Origin of the sequence: Streptomyces sp. CC224B (assembly GCF_030010595.1) — a bacterium.
GTDB lineage: Bacteria > Actinomycetota > Actinomycetes > Streptomycetales > Streptomycetaceae > Streptomyces > Streptomyces longispororuber.
Map to the genome: position 1 here is coordinate 130,594 of NZ_JASCXL010000001.1, position 16,429 is coordinate 147,022.

Below are 16,429 nucleotides of genomic sequence, written 5' to 3' on the forward strand. Positions count from 1 at the left end.
GATGCCCATCCCCGGCAACCTCCTCAGCACCACCACGTCGGAGATCGACCCGAATACCAGCGGTTGGACACCCAAGCTGAACTGCACCATCAGCAAGGGCATCAACGGGCGCATCGGTGACGGCTGCCTGTCGGTGCGGTCGGTGGCGGCGGGGGAGATGCAGGCCCGCACCGTCTCCTCCTACCCGGTTGTCGCTGGGACCGTGTACCAGACGTTCTCGGATGCCGCGGGCGTCGTGCCCGAGCGCATCGGGATCCGCTGGCTCAACGCGGCGGGCGCCCAGATCTCCATCACCTGGTCGCTGACCACGCTGTCGGCGTCGTCGGGCTGGCATCGCGTCGGCGTGGCCGGGGCCGCACCGGCCGGTGCGACGAAGGCGCAGGTGCTGCTGTCGTCCACGGAGACCGCATCGAACTCTTCCCATTTCTGGGAGAACGTCTACCTCGGCCTGCCCATCCGCACCCAGGGCAACCTGTTCGGCTTCAACACCGAGAGCAGCGAGGTGGACGCCTCGGGGTGGACGCCGGAGGTCAACGCGACCGTCGGCCGCCAGGTACCGCCGGTCCTTTGGGCCGTCGACAACTACCTGGTGGGCGGCCACGTCCTCGCGATCACCGCCACTGGGGCCGGTAACGCGCAGGCGGTGGCGACGGACCGCCCGGTGGTCACGCCCGGCACCGACTACCGGGCCTACGTCTACCTCAACCCCCCGACCCTGGCAGCCGATGCGTGGGTTGAGCTGCGCTATTACGACGCCAACGGCAACCAGATCAGCGCCGCCCGCTCCTCCCTGGTGCAGCCGTCGCCGGGGCAGGGCTGGTACCGGCAGCGCGCCTCCGGCATCGCCCCCGCCAACGCCGCCACCTGCTCCATCGCAGCCGGAATTACCGGTGCGGCGGCCGGACAGGTGCTGCGGCTGGAGGGCGCAGTCGTCACCGTCGCCCCCAAGCTGCAGGCCGGGACGGTCGTGCCCTACGCGGACGGATCCTTCGAGCAGGGCGTCGCCGGATGGGCGGCCGTCTCCGGCGTGGCGGCGATCGCCCGCTCCACGCCGTGGGCTGCCGCAGCCTGGGACGGCGCCTACTCGCTGGCGATCACCTCGTCGACAGCCGCGACGAGCGTGATCCGCTCCGGGCGGTTCCCGGCGCCGGCGGGCACCAGCTACCGGGCGCAGGTCATCGCCAGCCGGTCGGCGGGATCGTGGAGCACCGTCAACGTCAAGGTCCGCTGGTACGACACCGGCGGCACCGACTTGGGCACGACCGGCGGCACCAGCTACAACCTGCCGTCCATCTCGTGGTGGGCGATGGCGACCGACGCGCCGGTGCCCGCGACGGCGACGCAGGCCGCGATCGAGGTGACCGTCACCGCGTCGTCCGCCAGCAGCGGCATGTACGTGGACATGGTGGCGCTGTGGGAAGCGCTGCCGCTGACCGCGGTGGAGGTCGTCGAGTCGACGGCCAGCATCACGCTGACGCTGCGGGAACTGCCCCTCGACTACGACATCACCGTCTACCGGGTGGCCTCCGACGGGTCCCGCACCCTGGTGCGTGGCCAGGACGGGCTCCTCGACCGCACGCTGATCGCTTCCGACCTGATGGTGATCGAGGACTATGAGGCGCCGCTCGGCGTCCCGGTGTCGTACCGGATCGAGCTGTATGAGCCCGGCTCGACCAGCCCGTCCACCCGTAGCTCCGACACCGTCACCATCCCGGCCGGGGACCGCAATGAGGCCTGGCTGAAGGACCCCGGCAACCCGCAGCGGAACTGCAAGGTCATGGTGACGAAGGCGCCGGACTGGCAGCGGCCCATCGAACAAACCACCTACCGGGTCAAAGGGCGCCGCAACGCCGTCACCCTCTCCGCCACGCGCGGCGGCCTCGAGGGCGATCTCACCGTGTGGACGCGGACCGACGACGAGCGCGCGGCCTTGCACTGGATCCTCGACTCCGGCTCCACGCTGCTGTGGCAGGCCGCACCCGGCATGGGCGTCGCCGACATGTACGTCACCGTCGCCCAGGCCACCGAGGCCCGCACCGGCGGCACTGCCATGGACCCCTGGCGGGCCTGGACGCTGCCGCTGACCGAGACGGACATGCCCGTCACCACCGGCGTCGGCACCAGCGCAGGCCGCACCTGGCAAGACGTCCTCGCCGAGTTCAACACGTGGCAGGACGTCCTCGACACCTACGCCACCTGGGAGGACGTACTCCTCGACCGCAGAACGGGGTGATCTGTTGTATCCCGTCTCGGACCAGTTCCTGCCGCGTCTCGCCGAATCCCACACGCCCGTCACCCGCGTCCAGTTGTTCCACACCGACGGCAGCGTTCTCGATCTGGGGCACACCGGCGGCTCCGTGCCGGTGGACCGCGGGCAGGCGATCCGCCGCACGTGCACGGTCACCACCGCGGACGTCTCCCTCATCCCTCGCACCCCGACCGACCAGCTTGCCGTGTACGGGTCGAGGCTGCGGATCGCCCGTGGCGTCGACTACGGCGACGGCTCGCAGGAGTTCGTGCCGCTCGGCGTCTTCCGGCTCGACAGCGTCGAAGGCGATGTCGCCGAAGGTCCCGTCACTCTCCACGGCAAAGACCTGTCGGCCTGCGTGGCCGACGACAAGTTCACCGAGCCGTACAAGGCCACCGGCACCGTCGTCGGCGCGATCACCGCGCTGATCCAGCGCAGCCTCCCCGCCGCTGACGTCATCAGCACCGTTGCGGACGCCCCGATCGGCGCCCGCACCTTCGACGTCGAAGCCGACCCATGGGCTGGCGTCCAGGAGATCGCCGCCGCGGCTGGCGCCGAGTGCTACGCCAACGCCGACGGCGTCTTCGTCGTCTCCACGCTGCCGGATCTGACGACGACCCCCGCGGTGTGGGAGGTCGCGGCGGGGGAGGGCGGCGTGTACGTGTCCGGCAGCCGCGCCATGACCAGCGACAACGTCAACAACGGTGTCCTGGCGCGCGGAGAAAACACGGAGGAAAACCTTCCGCCCGTCTCCTACCTGGCGACGGATGACGACCCGACGTCGCCGACGTACTGGGGCGGCCCCTACGGGCGCCGCCCTCTGTTCTACAGCTCGTCGACGCTGACCACGGTCAACGCGTGCGCGCAGGCCGCGAACCTCAAGCTTGCCGCCGCCAAAGCACCGAACGCCAGTGGCGACTTCAGCAGCCTGCCGAACCCCGCGCTCGAGCCGGGCGACATCATCCGTGTCATCCACCCCGACGGCAGCCGGGAGTTGCACCAGGTGCAGTCCTTCACCGTTCCGCTCGACACCGGCGGCGACTTCCCCATCGCCACGATCTCGGCGAAGGAGGACGAATGACGCACTCCTCCGTGCGGCGGCTCGCTGACGCCGTCGTGCACTCCGCGCGCAGGGTCGGGGAGACTACGCCGGCGGTGCGCGGCGCGGACTGGCGGACTGCCACGGTGACCGCGGTCGGCGCGGGCACGGTGACCGCCGAGGGCATCGTCTGCCGCTGCCTCGAAACCTACGCCCTCCCCGTAGTTGGGGACCTGGCCGTCATCACGCAGTCTTCTTCGGGGAACTGGCTCGCGGTCGGACGGACCTCGGACGGGACGGCCGTGGGCTGGGTGACCCCGACGCTAGGCACCGGCTACACCCAGGGCAACACCAGCTCCAGCGGCAACAACAACGGACCGATCCGCTACCGGAGAGTGCCGAGGCTGGGGACCTGGTGGATGGAGTGGGACGGCGGCGCCAACCGATCGAACGGCGCCCAGACCGCGAACATCCTCGCCTCCGCCCTGGCCAGCCAGTACCGGCCGACGGCACGGGCATCCATGGTCATCGCCAGGAACGCAACCAGCATCACGGGCGTCGCGAACTCCAACTCCGTCGTCCACAGTCTGAAGATCGATTTCGACTCGGACGGCACCGTCTCCCTGGTCTCCGCGACCGCAGGCGACGTCGAGACGAATTGGTTCTCCCTTAAGGGAATCCGCTACCCCCTCAGCTAGGAGGCCCTGTGCCGATCACGGACGACTACGGGCAGGGCATCCAGATCGCCGCCCTCACCGACCAGCCGGACGCCGGGAAACTCGCCCGCGACATCGCCAACGCTCTGGCCCGGCGCAGCGTCCTCAGCTTCGCCTCCGCCTCCGCGCGCGCGGCCACCCTCGTGGGGGCTGCGGCCCCGGTGGAGGGCATGCTCACGCACCTGCGGGACGTCAACCGTTTGGATCACTATGACGGATCGACCTGGGTAGCCGTGGCCACCGGCGCCTCCACCTGGAAAACGATCTCCCTCGCCAGCGGCTGGTCGCAGAACGGCAACTCAAACGGCACCCTGCAGTACAGGTTGCTGAACATCTCCGGGGAGGAGTCGCTGCAGTTCCGCGGCGCCGTAGAGCGCAACTCCTACTCTTCCTCTCCGCCGGTCTCCTACGTCATCAACTCGACCGCCCTGCCGTCCGCCGTGCGGCCGTCGACGCTGCGTACCGTGCTGATCCCCTGCTCGGACATCTCCTCGAGCCGCATCGCCCTCAAGCTCGACGTGCGTACCGACGGGATCCTCGAAGTTTTCGGCTTCAGCAGCAGCGTGAAACCGCCGTGGGTCGGCTTCAACGGCACCATCGTCAGCCTCTAACCAACTCACACTCCCGACACGCCCCTGAACTGGGGCTTTTTCTATGCCCAGAACAGGGGGCCCGCATGGCCAAGAGCGGTCCACAGCGTTACCCGGGCGCCTCCACCTCGTACTGGTACGGCAGCCGCTACCCGGGCTCGGCGATGGAAGTCAACGTCATCGTCTGGCACTCCACCGAAGGCACGAGCCTCCCCTCCTACGGAGGCGGCGCCTCGGCACCCAACTTCACCGCCAAGCCCGACTTCCAGGCGAAGCGCCTGGTCTGGTACCAGCACTTCGACTTCGACGTCTCCTCCCGCGCCCTCATGAACCGCAGCGGGGGAGTCGAGACGAACACCCTGAACGCCTGCCAGGTCGAGATCGTCGGCACCTGCGACCCGGCCACCCACGCCAAGTGGGTTCGCGCCGGCTACCCGCACCTGTACATCCCGGAACTGCCGGACTGGGCCATCCGCGACCTCGGCGCGTTCGCCCGCTGGGCCCACGACAAGCACGGTGTCCCGCTCTCCAGCGGACTCACGTTCAAGGCCTACCCGTCCAGCTACGGCAACAGCTCGGTGCGCATGAGCCACAGCCGCTGGCTCAACTTCAAGGGGCACTGCGGCCACCAGCACGTCCCCGAAAACGACCACGGCGACCCCGGCGACTTCCCCATGGCCGCCATCCTCAACGCCGCCAAGGGCGGCACCACACCGCCCAAGGAGGACGACGTGCCCCTCACCAAAGCCGACGTCAACACCGTCTTCAACACCGACAACGTCATCGCCGTACCCGCCGACTGGTCACCCGGCAACGACTACTGGACCGCCGCCAGCCTCCTCGTCGACCAAGGCAAGCGGATCCGTAGCCTCGACAAGAAGCTCGACGCCCTCACCACGGCGAACAACAAGCTTGTCGACACCGTGGCCCAGCTCGCAGCAGGCCTCGGAGACCTCGACCCCGCGGCGATCGTCGCGGAACTCCGCGCAGCCATCGAATCCATCGAGGTCCGCCTCGACGTCCCTGACGCCTGACAGAAGTGAGAACCAAGATGAGGATCTTCGGTAGAGAGCCTGCTCTCGTCATCGCCACCGTGTCGGCAGGCTTGTCGCTGTTGGTGAGCTTCGGCTTCGACGGCCTGTCCGCCGAGCAGGCCGCCGCGATCGTAGCCGTCATCAGCGCCGTCTTCGCCGCAGTCACCGCCGCCGTCACCCGGCCTGTCGCGCCGTCGGCGTTCACCGGGCTCGCCGCCGCGGGCTTCGCGCTGCTCGCTGCCTACGGCCTCGACGTCTCCCAGGAGACCGTCGGCGCCGTCAACGCCCTCATCCTCGCTGTCCTCGGCCTGCTCACCCGCGGCCAGGTCGCACCGACCAACCGCCCCGTCCGGGGAGTGTGATGCGCTGCCGCGCGGCCCACGGTGCCGCCGTGCGCCTCGGCCGCCGCGGCACCTTCCTCCTCATCCTCGGCGTCGGGAAAACGTGCTGGGGTCTCAGCTTCCTCTTCGACCCGCCGCCCACGCAAAGCCTACGGCTGCTGACGTCGATGTGCGACATCCGGCACTGGGCCTGGCTGTGGATCATTGCGGGGTTGATCACCCTGAGCTCAGCGTTCCTGCGCGTCGGACGCGACTGGGCCGGATACGTGGCAGCCCTCATTCCCCCCACCGTGTGGGCCATCGCCTACACCGTCGCCGTCATCAGCGGCGACTACTCCCGCGGCGCCTGGGTCGCCGTCTGGTACCTCACCTCGCACGTCGGGGTCATAATGTGGGCGGCCACGGTGCCCGAGCATTCGGTCCCCCACGCGCCGAGACGCCTCAGAAAGGGCGTCGAATGACACTGTGGGCAGGCGTTGTCGCGGTCTGCGGCACCCTCGGCATGGTCCTCGCGGGCCTCTTCGCCGCACGGGCCACGCGGGCAGCCGCGTCCGCGACAGCAGAAGCCACCCGAGCAGCAGCCCAGGCACAGGCGGAGCCGAACCAGCGCGCCGAGGACCGGCAGGCATTCGAGGCGATCAAGACGGAGCTGCGCGCCGAGCTGACCTCGACACGAGAAGAAGTGCGCTCCCTGCGGTCCCTGGTGCGGGCCTTCTCCTGGTACGTGGCACAGCTCACCCAGCAGATGCGCGACCACCGCATCGAACCTCCGCCACCCCCCGCCCGCGTCGACGAGTACAACCGGACGGGGGTCTGACCATGCCGGACCCGCGTCCGCTGACTCGCCGCCGCGACGAGAACGCCGCCGACACCGAAACGCTCGCGCGGCTCGGCGTGGTCGACGAACCCCCAGACCCCGCCCCGCCCCCAGAGCCGGAACCGCCGGCCGAGCCGGATCCCGAACAGCAAGCAGCCCTGACAGCGGCGATCGTCGACGCCGGTGTGGACCCGGACACCCTGGCCGACCTCACCCCGAGACAGATGTCCGCTGTCGCACGGCTGCTGAACGGCAAGAGCACGATGATCAAGTAGAGGAGCACTGGGTGGACGAAGATCCTGAGCCGCCGTTCTGGCTGTCACCGCGGCCTTTCCTCGAGCCCGACTGGCCACCCGACGACGAGTAGCCCACGCCCCGCCCCTGCTTCGGCAGGCGGCGGGGCGCTTCGCCGTCAGTACTCCAGTTGCTTCTTCACCTCGGCCACGTGAGGACCCGCGTCCTTGAGCGGCATCTTCCACCGGTAGGCGGTCCCTTCGCCGTCCGTGTAGATGAGCGTTCCGCCCTTGGCCTGCTCCTCGGTCAGGTCGAAGACCTGCGAACGCCACTGCCAGGTGCCGGGCTGAACAGGGTCGGCGTTGCTGTACTTGTCCATGGAGACGTTCGTCGAGTTGCCGCTGTCGAAGCCGATCGCCTCACCATCGGGGGCGATCCACGACCAACCGCCGTTACTGATCGGTGGTGCTTCATCCGCCGGCGCCCCGGTCATCGCCTTGTCCTTCATCGTGATGACGGCGAAGACGCCGTTCTCGGGGACCTCGCCGCTGCCCTTCTTCACGTACACGATGGTGTCGGGCGTGATCTGCAGGACACCGCCCTCGTCGCCGATAGTCTCGGCGGGCTCGCCCAGCTTCATCGTCTTCGCCTGCCCTTCGGTCCCGTCCCCGCCGGTGCCGCCCCCCTCCTTGCCGGCACAGTGGTCCATCCATTCCTTCTGGCTGAGGTACTCGTCCGTGCAGTCGACCTTCTTCGACGCCGCGGCTTTCGAGGCTGCAGGCGGCTTGCTGTCGGCCTTGTCGTCGTCACCGCCGCCGCACGCGGTCAGGACGGCCAGGAGCAGGGCAGCCGTAGCCGCGGTAGTGCGAACGCGCATGCGCCCCCCAAGGTTGAACCAGTCGGGACACCGTAGGGCAGGAGGGGTGGGCGGGGGAGGGGCGTTGCCGAGCTGTGACCACGCCGGACACGGCAGCACGGGCCTTGCCTCAGAACGGGGCGTCTCCGTCGCCTTCGATCCGGATCCGGAACTGGCCTGTCGGGGAGTTGATCCAGTCCGAGGCGTCGGGCCGGATGAACGCACCTTCCCGGCCGTGGATCGAGAGGCGGCCCTCGGCCAGGTTCAGCAGCTGGGCAGTTCGCGCTTCGGCGGGGAAGATGAGGCTGCCTCCCCACGTCCCCGTCTCGTCTTTGCGCAAGTCGCCTGCCGCGGCAGGCTTGTCGTCGTCGCTCAGCAGGAGGATCACGGTTCCTCGGTACGCGCTCATGCCGCGAACCTATCGATGCCGTCAAGCCGAATACCCCCGTAGGCGAGCTCCAGGCCGCGTCCCTAGCCGGGCGTTGCTCGATATCAAGGCATGACTCCAGAGGAACGCCGACAACTCCTCGGCGACGACTGCATCGCCGAGATCCACGCCCGAGTAGCCCAAGCTCCGCAAGCGCCACCGGAAGTGATCGAACGACTGCGTCGCATCATGGGTCCCGCCATCGAGCGAACCCTGGCGAAGAAGGCGGCGAGGGCCAACGAATCCAGCTAGCGCATAACGTTCCCTTCTGCGCTGCGGGTTGGCTCGCAACGCTTCCGCCTACGGTGTGGGTGCGCCGAACTCGGTCAGCAGCTCCTGCGTGGTTAACACCTCAATGCCCCACTCGCGAGATCGGGCCGTCAGGCGGCGTTCGTTGGTGACGAGGGCGCACTTCTCGTACCGGGCGGTCGAGGCGATCAACGCATCGCGCGTGTGGTTGATGTTCCCTGACCTGAGAGCTTCCAGAAGATCTCCGTCGGCGTCGCTCCCGGCCCTGCAGAAGTTGAGGCGGGAGAAGCCGACGGCAGCAGTTCCGGTTGGAACCAGGCGGCCGAGGCCGACCATCAGCAGCACGAGCAGGGAGCGGCGCTCCTGGTCAGGGATTGCGGTGAGCTCGTCGATCGTGATGTGTGTGTACAGCACTTCAAGCGAGCCTGAGGCCGTGGCCTCCCTGAGGGTCTCGAACGCGCCTTCTGTTACGGCTAGCGGGTCGATGGCGTTGGAGTCGAAGACGACACGTCTCATAGCGGCAGGCTAGTGATCGCTACGCCGGGCGCCAAATAGATGGCTGACTACGCCGAGTTGGCCATGAGTACTCTCGATAACATGCCATATCGGGGGCGTTATTTGGGGTGATTGTCCGGCTCTCGCTCGGCCGCTTTCATGAGCAACCGGATCTGCTCGCGCGTCCATCCGGTGATACGCGCTACTTGTGCTTGGGCGCCTCGCTCGTTGGTGCTGCGCAGTACTGAGACGACCTCGGCTTGGAGGTCGGCGCGGGCGGCGTCGAGAGCCTCCTGTGCGTCGCGGTAGCGCTGGGCTGCGAGTTCGAGCTTGGCGGTGTCCATGCCGTCATCATGCCATCTGCTTGGCCAAGTCGCTAGGCCGAACCGCTTGACAAGGCCGAGTCACTAGGCCAAGCTGAAGGGCATAAGGGACGGCAAGTGAGGGGGGTCGGAAATGGAACGAAGCGACTGGGGCGAGATCGACGACTGCACCTGCATTGAGTTTTGCGACGAGGGCCCGAGGGTCTCGTGCCGACTCTCCGGCAGGCCGCACGTCCACCCGGAGGACCCGAATCACCCCCGCGCCTACGGGCCCTGCCCGGTCCACCCGGATCGACCCGGTGACCACTGAGTAGGAGTGGCGATGCCCCGGCTGAAGGAAGCAGCCGGGGCATCGCCCGTACCGTACCCGATTGGAGAGTCCGTGACCGACCTCATCCCGCACCAGCTGGACGCCACCCCCGCCGTCTACGACGCTGCGACGCTCGCCGTCCTCGCCGCCATGGAAAAGGCAGCCGGGAAGCACCTCCGCGCCATCCGCCCCCCGGTCTGGTTGAAATGCCTGACGCCATCCGACTCTGTGGTTGATAATGACAGTTATCCAATACTCGCGTTCATGAGGGAGAGCACCGTGACCTACTCCAACTACATGCCGCCCGTCGGAGGAGAGAAGCACCAGTACTTCCCGCTGGAGGATGACTGCTTCCGGTCGGACGGGGAGGCGCACCCCGAGCACGACTACCCGCCGGTCGGCGAGGGCGACGAGTGCCGCCGGTGCGGCGCCGAAGCGGGCGATGACTGAGTCCGGCGAGACAGGCGCGCTCGTCCCACGCCTATCGACGGAGCTGTCGATCGGCCGCCATGACCCCCGCGGTGATCAAACCAACCGCTGAAGGAGACTGAAATGTCCAAGCAACTCCCCGCGAGCATCGAGTCCATCCGTGAAGCAGCCCAACAGGCCCGAACCGATCGCGCCTACGAGAAGTCTCGCCAGTTCACCGTCTTCATCTACTCAGACGGAGAGACGGAGATCGAGCTCGCAGAGTTCGAAGGGCCGATGCCCGTCCCTGTCCCTGGGCAGACCGTCAGCCTGTGGACCAACAAGGTCAGCGTCGTCGTCGACCGTATCGAAACCTTCTACGGGCTCGGGGAAGGCGGCACGCAGCTGGCATCCGTGCAAGTCTTCGTGAAGGCAACCGAGGGCGCATGAGCGGAGACTCGCTGCCCGCGCCGCGGCTAACGGGCGAGGTCTCCACGGAGCGACACGACCCCCGTGACGACTGGCCTAATGAAGCCCGCACCCTCGCCGACCATCTCACCGCCATCTACGGCGACCGCGACCCGTTGCCCACCATCGCCGGGGGATGGATCGCCCGCCAGAAGAGCCGCCACACCCGCCGGGCCTACGTGCGCACGTTCAAGGCGTGGGAGGAGTACGCCCGGTCCACCGCCATCCATCCCCTCCAGGCGAAGCTGCCGCTCGCCGACGCCTACGCCAAGTACCTCGCCAAGACCCCCACCCGCAACGGGCGGCCCCCGGCGGAGACGACCCAGGCGCAGGCCCTCGCTGCCGCCGGGTCCTTCTACACCTACGCAGCCCGCCTCCAGGTCGTCGACACCGACCCGTTCGCCGCCGTTAACCGGCCCTACGTCGACCCGGACTACAGCCCCACCGAAGGCATGACCGAGGCCGAGACCATGCGGCTCATCGAGACCGCACGCCGCTGGGCTCCCCGCTCCTACGCCCTGGTCATGCTGCTCTACCTCACCGGCGCCCGCATCGGCGAGCTGCTGTCTCTCAACGCCGACCAGCTCGGCTACGACCGCGGCCACCGCACCCTGCCCCTCACCCAGAAGGGCGGGAAGAAGCGACCCGCCCCAGTGCCGCCGCTTGCTCTCGACGCGCTCCTCGCCTACCTCGGCGACCGCACCGACGGCCCGCTGTTCACCACCGAGACTGGCCGCCGCTGGACGCAGCCCGAAGTCTGGAAGCACCTGCGCGTCCTCGCCCGCCGCGCCGACATCCCCCAAGCCGCCACGATCAAACCCCACACGCTTCGGCACCAGTTCATCACCGACAACCTCGCCAACGGTGCCCCCCTCCAGGACGTCCAAGACGCCGTCTCTCACTCCGACCCACGCACCACGCAGCGGTACAACCGGCGCCGACGGCAGCTCGACAACCACCCCGCCTATGCCCTCGCGGCCAGGCTCGCAGCAACGTTAGGGAGACAGAATGGATGAGCTGATCCAATGGCTTGAGGGGCAACTGGCGAAGGATGCCCATCGCTGCGAGCTCTGGCACGACTACGAGTGCGACCTGCTGGCGCAGGAAACGGAGGGCGGCTTGCGGTCGGCTGCGGCAGCCCTGGAGATGATGGCAGCCGTGCCGGGAGCGGTGTGCTCGTGCGGGGTGCCTGCGCGCGCCCTGCGCGAGATTGAGTGCAAGCGGCGCGTGCTAACCGAGTACGTCAAGGAAGCCCGCGTGATGGAGCGGGGCCACCGGACGGGCTGGACGGAGGGCGGGCAAGCAGTCCGCAAGCATCTCATCAAAGCGTGGGCTCTGGCCTTCGAGCACCGGCCCGGGTACCGACCGGAATGGCGCCCGTGACCGCCTCACCCGCTCTGAGGGCGGAGTCGTAAAAAGGCGGGATCCTGTACAGCCACTGCGCCCCACCGCAATGATGAGCAGACCCGCAGGAGAGGGAGGCCCCGTGCCTGAGAGGCCTGAACTGCTGACTGAACGCGAAGAGGGAATGCTGATCATGCGCGCGCGTGGTTACACCTTCGCCGAGATCGGCCCTGTGTATGGCGTCGGGGGGAGCCGAGCCCACCAAATCATCAAGGGTGCGTGTCAGGCCCTGGGTGCCAGCGACCCGGCCCACGCCATCGGGATCGCCCTGTGCGCCGGCCTTATCACCGTCGAAGACCTCAGTGGCAGCGACGGCAATGACCGTCTCGGGGAGATGCGGATCCCGGAGCACGTCCGTGAGGCTGTGTCCGGGGTCGGCCAGGAGAGCCGCCCGTGATCCAGATCCGTCTGCTGGGCGGCCCCGAGGACGGCCGCACCCTCACGATCCCTGACGACGAGCCGCCCTCGATGTACTTGATCCCGATCACCCCGCCGCTTTCCGACCTATGGATCGGGCCCCTCGTAGCCAAGCCCACCCAGACATCCGAGTACGAGCCGCTGTGTACCCCGGACTGGGAACATCGCCGCGCAGGTGACGGCGCCTACCTGTACCGGTATCGCGTGCCCCCTGTCTCAGCGGCGGACCGGCAGGCCCTCGAAGAGGCCCGCCGCGCCGCGAAGGCTGCAGAGGAAGAGCGTGAGGCCATGCTGGACGCGGCATGGCAGGACATCCGCAGGGAGCGCCCGCACTACCCTGCCGACCGACGCGAATTCCTCCGCAACCTCTTCAAGGAACCTCCGCGGCGGCAAGACCCCTGAAAGCCGCCAAGGTCTCCCGGGGCCTGTGTAGGAAGTCGCCGGTGACGGGGATGACCGGCAGCGCCCGCCCCGAGCTGGGGCGGGCGTGCTCGCGTGTCAGAGTTCGCCGGGGTTGACCTGTCTGACCGTGATCTCGGTGCAGCCTTCGGTTTCGAGTCTCTGCTTGCGGTCTTGGGCGCTGGGTTTGTCGTAGGTGACGGCGCTGGTGTGGTTCTTGCCCGTGGGGTCGGTCCACTCGAGCCGGTAGCTGATCATTGTGGTGGTCATGGGTGCATCATCGCTGGTGGCACTGACAATGGCCGGTCACCTGGCTGCCGGACCGTGTGGTGCGCCGGGCTGGGGCTGCTCGTAGGCTGGCTTCCTCGGGGCTGTCACGGAGGTGTGCGATGCCCCGCCCTGTCTGGTCCGGCGCGATCTCGTTTGGCCTGGTCACGATCCCGATCAAGGTGGTGAGTGCCACCGAAGATCACAGCATCCATTTCCACCAGTACCACCTGGAGGACATGGGCCGCGTCCGCACCCGCAAGATCTGCGAGCTCGAAGGCCGGCCGGTCGGCCAGGACGAGATCGGCAAGGGCTACGAGTACGCGCGCGATCAGATCGTCGCCGTCTCGGACGCCGAGCTCCGCGAGATCCCCCTGCCGACGGCCAAGGCCATTGAGATCGTCGCGTTCGTGCCCTACGAGACCATCGACCCGATCCGCATCGGCGACGGCTACTACCTCGAGGCCGACGGCGCGGTCGCGGCGAAGCCGTACACGCTGCTGCGCAAAGCCCTCCAGCGGAACAGTAAGGCGGCAGTCGCGAAGTTCGCGTGGCACGGCCGTGAGCGCCTTGGCCTGCTCCGCATCAAGGACGACGTGATTGCCCTGCACGCCCTGCGCTGGCCGGACGAGATCCGCTCCCCAGAGACGCTGGCGCCGGAGTCGGTCGAGGTCAGCGACGAGGAGATCGAGCGGGCCCTCCTCCTCATCGACTCGATGACCGAGGAGAGCATCGAGGGCGCCGAGTGGGCCACCGACCGCTACACGGAGGCCCTCCAGGACGTCATCCACGCCAAGACCGAAGGCAAGCGGGTGCCGCAGCCGGAGGCGGCCGAGCCGTCGGCGGGCCGGGTCGTCGACCTCATGGCCGCCCTGCAGGAGTCCGTACAGAAAGCCAGGGAGTCTCGCGGCGAGCCGGCCGAGGTCCACGAACTCAAGCCGAAGAAGAAGGCGGCGAAGAAGGCCGCGACCAAAAAGACGTCGGCACGCAAGCCACGCAAGAGCGCCTGAGAGGGCGCGCGCTTCGCCTACTCGAGCACCCCGAGTTCCTTGTCGGGCTGGCAGTGGGGGCAGGCGGGGACCTGCTCGTACAGGGCGCGCCGCGCCTGCTCTGCGGTGACGCCGAGGCAGCGCTTGCCCGTCATGTGGCAGTCGCCGACGTGCACGTACACGGGCAGCCGGTCCGCGCCGATGCCAGTCTCCAGCAGCCACTCCGGCGCCGGCGGACGGGCGGCCAGCCCTCGCTGCCGTTCGGCCTCACGTCGCTCCTCGGCCGCGATCCACCGCCGGGTGCGCTCCAGGTCGCCGAGCTGCACACGCTCCAGGAAGCGGAGAGCGGCGAGGCGGTCGTACTCGGCGGCATGGTCGTGCATACGTTCGATTCTATGCATGGCCTGATCTACGCTGTACCCGTGAGCGAACCCGGCAGATACCGCGTCACCCTGACCAGCCACAACAGGACCGTCGCCCGAGGCTGGTGGCACGTGCGAGGCACGGCAGAGCGCAAGTTTTCGGCCGACGTAGGCCTGTACGGCAGCATCGACGGCATGAGCGTCGAACTCGCCGAGCATGACGGCGAGGACTGGCGGGTCCTCAAGACGTGGCCCGACGGACGGGACGCCTGAGCCGCACGGCCGTTGTCAGTGCTGCCCGCTACGGTGGCCCGTATCTATCCGCGTCTGCTGGCTGCAGCGCAACGCCCCGCCCGGAGTGGTGCCCGGACGGGGCGCACTGCTGTCGGCCTGCGGCGGTGGGGCGTGATCACTTTACGGGCGCCCGTAAAGTGATCAAGCGACTTCGCCCTCCGGCTGCGAGTGCCGGACGAGCTGCTTGAGCTGCATCTCCACGGCGGTACGCGACTGCCCCGCCTCGGCGGCGACCTCCGTGATCCGCTCCTGCACTTTCTGTGCCGTCTCCACGGTCAGCGTGCCGTTCTGGATGGCGGTCCAGGCGGATCGTTCCAGCTCGATGAGGTCGTCGGGGATCTCGATGTCTGCCACGTCGTTGAATCTTAAGCGACATTCATGATTCCTTTGCCGAACCCTGGACTGTAGCGAACGCTGCATGTAGCGTGTGCTACATGAACGATGACGGGAAGGCCGCCGCCGAACGGGAACTCACCCAGTACCGGCGCACGGTCGACGGCCGCGACGAGATGATCCGGCGCGCAAACCAGGCCGGTGTCAGCAAGCACCGCATCCATCTCCTGACCGGCATCGCCCGCACCACCATCGACCGCATCCTGAAACCCAAGGAGGAGCAACCATGAAGACGTACACGCTGACGATGAGCATCCAGGCAGACGACGACGTCGACCCCGACCAGATCCGCAACGAAATCTACGATGCGGGCGAACACGTCCCCTTCAGCTTCGACATCACCAGCATCACCGAGGAGAGCTGATGGCCACGAACAAGCCGACGAAGCCCCAGAGGGCGGTGCTCGCCCTGATCGCCTCCGGGGGCGTGTACCGCTGGGAGCGCAATGCCTCCTCCTACGTCACCAGCCCGGACGGCTCAACCATCTCGAAGGTGACTGTGAGCGCGCTGGTGCGCAACGGCTGGGTCCGGTACGGCGACGCCGCAGGTATCAGGCGGCCGCTGCTGATCACCGATGCCGGCCGCGCACTGCTCCCCAGTGCCGCCGAGTAGGAGCGAGCACGGGTACGCAGAAGGCCCGGCCCAGGGTAAGTGGGCCGGGCCTTCCGCCGTCAGCCTACGCCGCTTCGGCGACCTCCAGGCGCTGAGCCTCCACCCACTCCGCCCGCAGCCGCTCGTACCGCTCCCGCGTCGGCCCCCACAGCCAGCCGCCCGTCGCCAGCAGCAGGGCGCGGATCTCCGCATCCACGACCTCCGCAGAACGCACGGAGCCTGCTGGCGGGGGAGAAGGGGGCATAGGGATCAGCCTATGTGCCGGGTCTGACCGCGGGCTACGGCTAATCAGCCGCAGGCTGCTCGGCGATGTACGTGCCCTTCGAGGGCAGAGTCACCGCCAGGCCGCGGTCCCGCAGCTCCTGAATCGCCCGCCGCGCCGTGCCGATCGCGACCTGGTACTCCTCGGCCAGCTCCCGCTCGCCGGCCAGGCGCGCGCCCACCGGGATCTCTCCCGACGCGATCCGCGCGGCCAGGTGGTCGGCAACCTGCACGTACACGTAGACGGGTCTCGACGGATCCACCACCGGCTCTTGATCACCCATGCCGTCAACGTAAAGCGGCGGGTCACACCCCGAAACCGCAGGTAGCGGCATGGTGCTCCATGTAGCGGTATAGAGCGGTACCGTAGACGACCACGCACAGCAGACCCCCGCGACCGCGCGACCGGCCCGGGGGCATGGCCGACGAACGGAGCGTCGACATGAGCCAGCCTAGAGATCACCAGCGAGCGCGCC

General features: G+C 68.3%; 29 protein-coding genes. 20 read left to right on the forward strand and 9 right to left on the reverse strand.

Annotated elements, in window-relative coordinates:
* Position 1: 1 nt before the first annotated feature.
* The 9 genes from QK440_RS00780 (at position 2) to QK440_RS00820 (ending at position 7,060) form a co-directional block, all read left to right on the forward strand.
* A complete protein-coding gene (locus QK440_RS00780; protein WP_282790938.1) occupies positions 2-2,233 on the forward strand; it encodes a hypothetical protein in 2,232 nt (743 codons plus the stop codon).
* A 4-nt stretch (positions 2,234-2,237) separates the two neighbouring features.
* Complete coding sequence (locus QK440_RS00785) at positions 2,238-3,329, forward strand: DUF5047 domain-containing protein (RefSeq protein ID WP_282790939.1); 1,092 nt, start codon at positions 2,238-2,240, stop codon at positions 3,327-3,329.
* Complete coding sequence (locus tag QK440_RS00790; RefSeq protein WP_282790940.1) at positions 3,326-3,985, forward strand: hypothetical protein; 660 nt, start codon at positions 3,326-3,328, stop codon at positions 3,983-3,985. Before QK440_RS00785 ends, QK440_RS00790 begins: the two co-directional genes overlap by 4 nt.
* Before the next feature lie 8 nt (positions 3,986-3,993).
* Positions 3,994-4,614, forward strand: a complete 621-nt coding sequence (locus tag QK440_RS00795; protein ID WP_282790941.1) for a hypothetical protein — start codon at positions 3,994-3,996, stop codon at positions 4,612-4,614.
* A gap of 65 nt (positions 4,615-4,679) precedes the next feature.
* Positions 4,680-5,627: a hypothetical protein gene (locus tag QK440_RS00800; RefSeq protein ID WP_282790942.1), complete on the forward strand. Its 948-nt coding sequence runs from the start codon at positions 4,680-4,682 to the stop codon at positions 5,625-5,627.
* A 17-nt stretch (positions 5,628-5,644) separates the two neighbouring features.
* On the forward strand, positions 5,645-5,989 hold the full coding sequence (locus QK440_RS00805; protein WP_282790943.1) for a hypothetical protein: 345 nt from the start codon (positions 5,645-5,647) through the stop codon (positions 5,987-5,989).
* 29 nt (positions 5,990-6,018) lie between these two features.
* Positions 6,019-6,429: a hypothetical protein gene (locus QK440_RS00810; protein WP_282790944.1), complete on the forward strand. Its 411-nt coding sequence runs from the start codon at positions 6,019-6,021 to the stop codon at positions 6,427-6,429.
* Complete coding sequence (locus QK440_RS00815; RefSeq protein WP_282790945.1) at positions 6,426-6,785, forward strand: hypothetical protein; 360 nt, start codon at positions 6,426-6,428, stop codon at positions 6,783-6,785. Before QK440_RS00810 ends, QK440_RS00815 begins: the two co-directional genes overlap by 4 nt.
* Before the next feature lie 2 nt (positions 6,786-6,787).
* Positions 6,788-7,060, forward strand: a complete 273-nt coding sequence (locus QK440_RS00820; protein ID WP_282790946.1) for a hypothetical protein — start codon at positions 6,788-6,790, stop codon at positions 7,058-7,060.
* 137 nt (positions 7,061-7,197) lie between these two features.
* Here QK440_RS00820 and QK440_RS00825 read toward each other — a convergent pair whose 3' ends face one another.
* The 4 genes from QK440_RS00825 to QK440_RS00840 form a co-directional block, all read right to left on the reverse strand.
* A complete protein-coding gene (locus QK440_RS00825; protein WP_282790947.1) occupies positions 7,198-7,896 on the reverse strand; it encodes a hypothetical protein in 699 nt (232 codons plus the stop codon).
* Positions 7,897-8,005: 109 nt separating this feature from the next.
* The gene (locus tag QK440_RS00830; protein ID WP_282790948.1) at positions 8,006-8,263 is read right to left on the reverse strand and encodes a hypothetical protein; all 258 of its coding nucleotides are present in this window, start codon (positions 8,261-8,263) and stop codon (positions 8,006-8,008) included.
* 339 nt (positions 8,264-8,602) lie between these two features.
* The gene (locus QK440_RS00835) at positions 8,603-9,067 is read right to left on the reverse strand and encodes a hypothetical protein (RefSeq protein ID WP_282790949.1); all 465 of its coding nucleotides are present in this window, start codon (positions 9,065-9,067) and stop codon (positions 8,603-8,605) included.
* A 98-nt stretch (positions 9,068-9,165) separates the two neighbouring features.
* On the reverse strand, positions 9,166-9,390 hold the full coding sequence (locus QK440_RS00840; protein WP_282790950.1) for a hypothetical protein: 225 nt from the start codon (positions 9,388-9,390) through the stop codon (positions 9,166-9,168).
* Positions 9,391-9,751: 361 nt separating this feature from the next.
* Here QK440_RS00840 and QK440_RS00845 point away from each other — a divergent pair, with 361 nt between their 5' ends.
* The 6 genes from QK440_RS00845 to QK440_RS00870 all read left to right on the forward strand — a co-directional run bounded on the left by QK440_RS00845 (position 9,752) and on the right by QK440_RS00870 (position 12,778).
* The gene (locus QK440_RS00845) at positions 9,752-10,129 is read left to right on the forward strand and encodes a hypothetical protein (protein ID WP_282790951.1); all 378 of its coding nucleotides are present in this window, start codon (positions 9,752-9,754) and stop codon (positions 10,127-10,129) included.
* Positions 10,130-10,231: 102 nt separating this feature from the next.
* Positions 10,232-10,537 (forward strand): hypothetical protein, encoded by a 306-nt coding sequence (locus QK440_RS00850; protein ID WP_282790952.1) that lies wholly within the window; start codon positions 10,232-10,234, stop codon positions 10,535-10,537.
* Positions 10,534-11,571, forward strand: coding sequence for a tyrosine-type recombinase/integrase (locus tag QK440_RS00855; RefSeq protein WP_282790953.1), 1,038 nt, complete (start codon positions 10,534-10,536; stop codon positions 11,569-11,571). The genes QK440_RS00850 and QK440_RS00855 overlap by 4 nt, the downstream gene beginning before the upstream one ends.
* Positions 11,564-11,938, forward strand: coding sequence for a DUF6221 family protein (locus QK440_RS00860; RefSeq protein ID WP_282790954.1), 375 nt, complete (start codon positions 11,564-11,566; stop codon positions 11,936-11,938). The genes QK440_RS00855 and QK440_RS00860 overlap by 8 nt, the downstream gene beginning before the upstream one ends.
* Positions 11,939-12,041: 103 nt before the next feature.
* On the forward strand, positions 12,042-12,356 hold the full coding sequence (locus QK440_RS00865) for a hypothetical protein (protein WP_282790955.1): 315 nt from the start codon (positions 12,042-12,044) through the stop codon (positions 12,354-12,356).
* Positions 12,353-12,778: a hypothetical protein gene (locus tag QK440_RS00870; protein WP_282790956.1), complete on the forward strand. Its 426-nt coding sequence runs from the start codon at positions 12,353-12,355 to the stop codon at positions 12,776-12,778. Before QK440_RS00865 ends, QK440_RS00870 begins: the two co-directional genes overlap by 4 nt.
* A gap of 96 nt (positions 12,779-12,874) precedes the next feature.
* Here QK440_RS00870 and QK440_RS00875 read toward each other — a convergent pair whose 3' ends face one another.
* Positions 12,875-13,045, reverse strand: a complete 171-nt coding sequence (locus QK440_RS00875) for a hypothetical protein (RefSeq protein ID WP_282790957.1) — start codon at positions 13,043-13,045, stop codon at positions 12,875-12,877.
* 119 nt (positions 13,046-13,164) lie between these two features.
* Between QK440_RS00875 and QK440_RS00880 the strand changes: the two genes are divergently transcribed.
* Positions 13,165-14,052: a Ku protein gene (locus tag QK440_RS00880; protein WP_282790958.1), complete on the forward strand. Its 888-nt coding sequence runs from the start codon at positions 13,165-13,167 to the stop codon at positions 14,050-14,052.
* 17 nt (positions 14,053-14,069) lie between these two features.
* Here QK440_RS00880 and QK440_RS00885 read toward each other — a convergent pair whose 3' ends face one another.
* Entirely contained in the window at positions 14,070-14,414 is a 345-nt protein-coding gene (locus QK440_RS00885; protein WP_282790959.1) for a DUF6233 domain-containing protein, read from the reverse strand.
* A 39-nt stretch (positions 14,415-14,453) separates the two neighbouring features.
* On the opposite strand from QK440_RS00885, the gene QK440_RS00890 reads away from it, so the two are divergent.
* Complete coding sequence (locus QK440_RS00890; RefSeq protein WP_282790960.1) at positions 14,454-14,666, forward strand: hypothetical protein; 213 nt, start codon at positions 14,454-14,456, stop codon at positions 14,664-14,666.
* A gap of 162 nt (positions 14,667-14,828) precedes the next feature.
* Here QK440_RS00890 and QK440_RS00895 read toward each other — a convergent pair whose 3' ends face one another.
* A complete protein-coding gene (locus QK440_RS00895) occupies positions 14,829-15,041 on the reverse strand; it encodes a hypothetical protein (RefSeq protein ID WP_282790961.1) in 213 nt (70 codons plus the stop codon).
* 80 nt (positions 15,042-15,121) lie between these two features.
* Between QK440_RS00895 and QK440_RS00900 the strand changes: the two genes are divergently transcribed.
* From QK440_RS00900 to QK440_RS00910, 3 genes are read left to right on the forward strand one after another with little or no spacing between them, the layout of a single operon-like run.
* A complete protein-coding gene (locus QK440_RS00900) occupies positions 15,122-15,310 on the forward strand; it encodes a DUF6003 family protein (protein WP_282790962.1) in 189 nt (62 codons plus the stop codon).
* Entirely contained in the window at positions 15,307-15,444 is a 138-nt protein-coding gene (locus QK440_RS00905) for a hypothetical protein (RefSeq protein WP_282790963.1), read from the forward strand. Before QK440_RS00900 ends, QK440_RS00905 begins: the two co-directional genes overlap by 4 nt.
* A complete protein-coding gene (locus QK440_RS00910; protein WP_282790964.1) occupies positions 15,444-15,692 on the forward strand; it encodes a hypothetical protein in 249 nt (82 codons plus the stop codon). Before QK440_RS00905 ends, QK440_RS00910 begins: the two co-directional genes overlap by 1 nt.
* A 64-nt stretch (positions 15,693-15,756) precedes the next feature.
* Here the strand turns inward: QK440_RS00910 and QK440_RS00915 are convergent, their stop codons facing one another.
* Positions 15,757-15,906: a hypothetical protein gene (locus tag QK440_RS00915; RefSeq protein ID WP_282790965.1), complete on the reverse strand. Its 150-nt coding sequence runs from the start codon at positions 15,904-15,906 to the stop codon at positions 15,757-15,759.
* A 70-nt stretch (positions 15,907-15,976) separates the two neighbouring features.
* Complete coding sequence (locus QK440_RS00920; RefSeq protein WP_282790966.1) at positions 15,977-16,237, reverse strand: winged helix-turn-helix domain-containing protein; 261 nt, start codon at positions 16,235-16,237, stop codon at positions 15,977-15,979.
* Positions 16,238-16,429 lie beyond the last annotated feature (192 nt).

Bases quoted from the DNA above. Each gene is read 5' to 3' on its own strand.
- QK440_RS00805 (WP_282790943.1), top strand. From the start codon at position 5,645: ATGAGGATCTTCGGTAGAGAGCCTGCTCTCGTCATCGCCACCGTGTCG.
- QK440_RS00835 (WP_282790949.1), bottom strand. From the start codon at position 9,067: ATGAGACGTGTCGTCTTCGACTCCAACGCCATCGACCCGCTAGCCGTA.
- QK440_RS00815 (WP_282790945.1), top strand. From the start codon at position 6,426: ATGACACTGTGGGCAGGCGTTGTCGCGGTCTGCGGCACCCTCGGCATG.
- QK440_RS00885 (WP_282790959.1), bottom strand. From the start codon at position 14,414: ATGCACGACCATGCCGCCGAGTACGACCGCCTCGCCGCTCTCCGCTTC.
- QK440_RS00860 (WP_282790954.1), top strand. From the start codon at position 11,564: ATGGATGAGCTGATCCAATGGCTTGAGGGGCAACTGGCGAAGGATGCC.
- QK440_RS00905 (WP_282790963.1), top strand. From the start codon at position 15,307: ATGAAGACGTACACGCTGACGATGAGCATCCAGGCAGACGACGACGTC.
- QK440_RS00910 (WP_282790964.1), top strand. From the start codon at position 15,444: ATGGCCACGAACAAGCCGACGAAGCCCCAGAGGGCGGTGCTCGCCCTG.
- QK440_RS00920 (WP_282790966.1), bottom strand. From the start codon at position 16,237: ATGGGTGATCAAGAGCCGGTGGTGGATCCGTCGAGACCCGTCTACGTG.
- QK440_RS00900 (WP_282790962.1), top strand. From the start codon at position 15,122: ATGAACGATGACGGGAAGGCCGCCGCCGAACGGGAACTCACCCAGTAC.
- QK440_RS00850 (WP_282790952.1), top strand. From the start codon at position 10,232: ATGTCCAAGCAACTCCCCGCGAGCATCGAGTCCATCCGTGAAGCAGCC.
- QK440_RS00790 (WP_282790940.1), top strand. From the start codon at position 3,326: ATGACGCACTCCTCCGTGCGGCGGCTCGCTGACGCCGTCGTGCACTCC.
- QK440_RS00800 (WP_282790942.1), top strand. From the start codon at position 4,680: ATGGCCAAGAGCGGTCCACAGCGTTACCCGGGCGCCTCCACCTCGTAC.
- QK440_RS00825 (WP_282790947.1), bottom strand. From the start codon at position 7,896: ATGCGCGTTCGCACTACCGCGGCTACGGCTGCCCTGCTCCTGGCCGTC.
- QK440_RS00855 (WP_282790953.1), top strand. From the start codon at position 10,534: ATGAGCGGAGACTCGCTGCCCGCGCCGCGGCTAACGGGCGAGGTCTCC.
- QK440_RS00840 (WP_282790950.1), bottom strand. From the start codon at position 9,390: ATGGACACCGCCAAGCTCGAACTCGCAGCCCAGCGCTACCGCGACGCA.
- QK440_RS00880 (WP_282790958.1), top strand. From the start codon at position 13,165: ATGCCCCGCCCTGTCTGGTCCGGCGCGATCTCGTTTGGCCTGGTCACG.
- QK440_RS00875 (WP_282790957.1), bottom strand. From the start codon at position 13,045: ATGACCACCACAATGATCAGCTACCGGCTCGAGTGGACCGACCCCACG.
- QK440_RS00780 (WP_282790938.1), top strand. From the start codon at position 2: ATGCCCATCCCCGGCAACCTCCTCAGCACCACCACGTCGGAGATCGAC.
- QK440_RS00820 (WP_282790946.1), top strand. From the start codon at position 6,788: ATGCCGGACCCGCGTCCGCTGACTCGCCGCCGCGACGAGAACGCCGCC.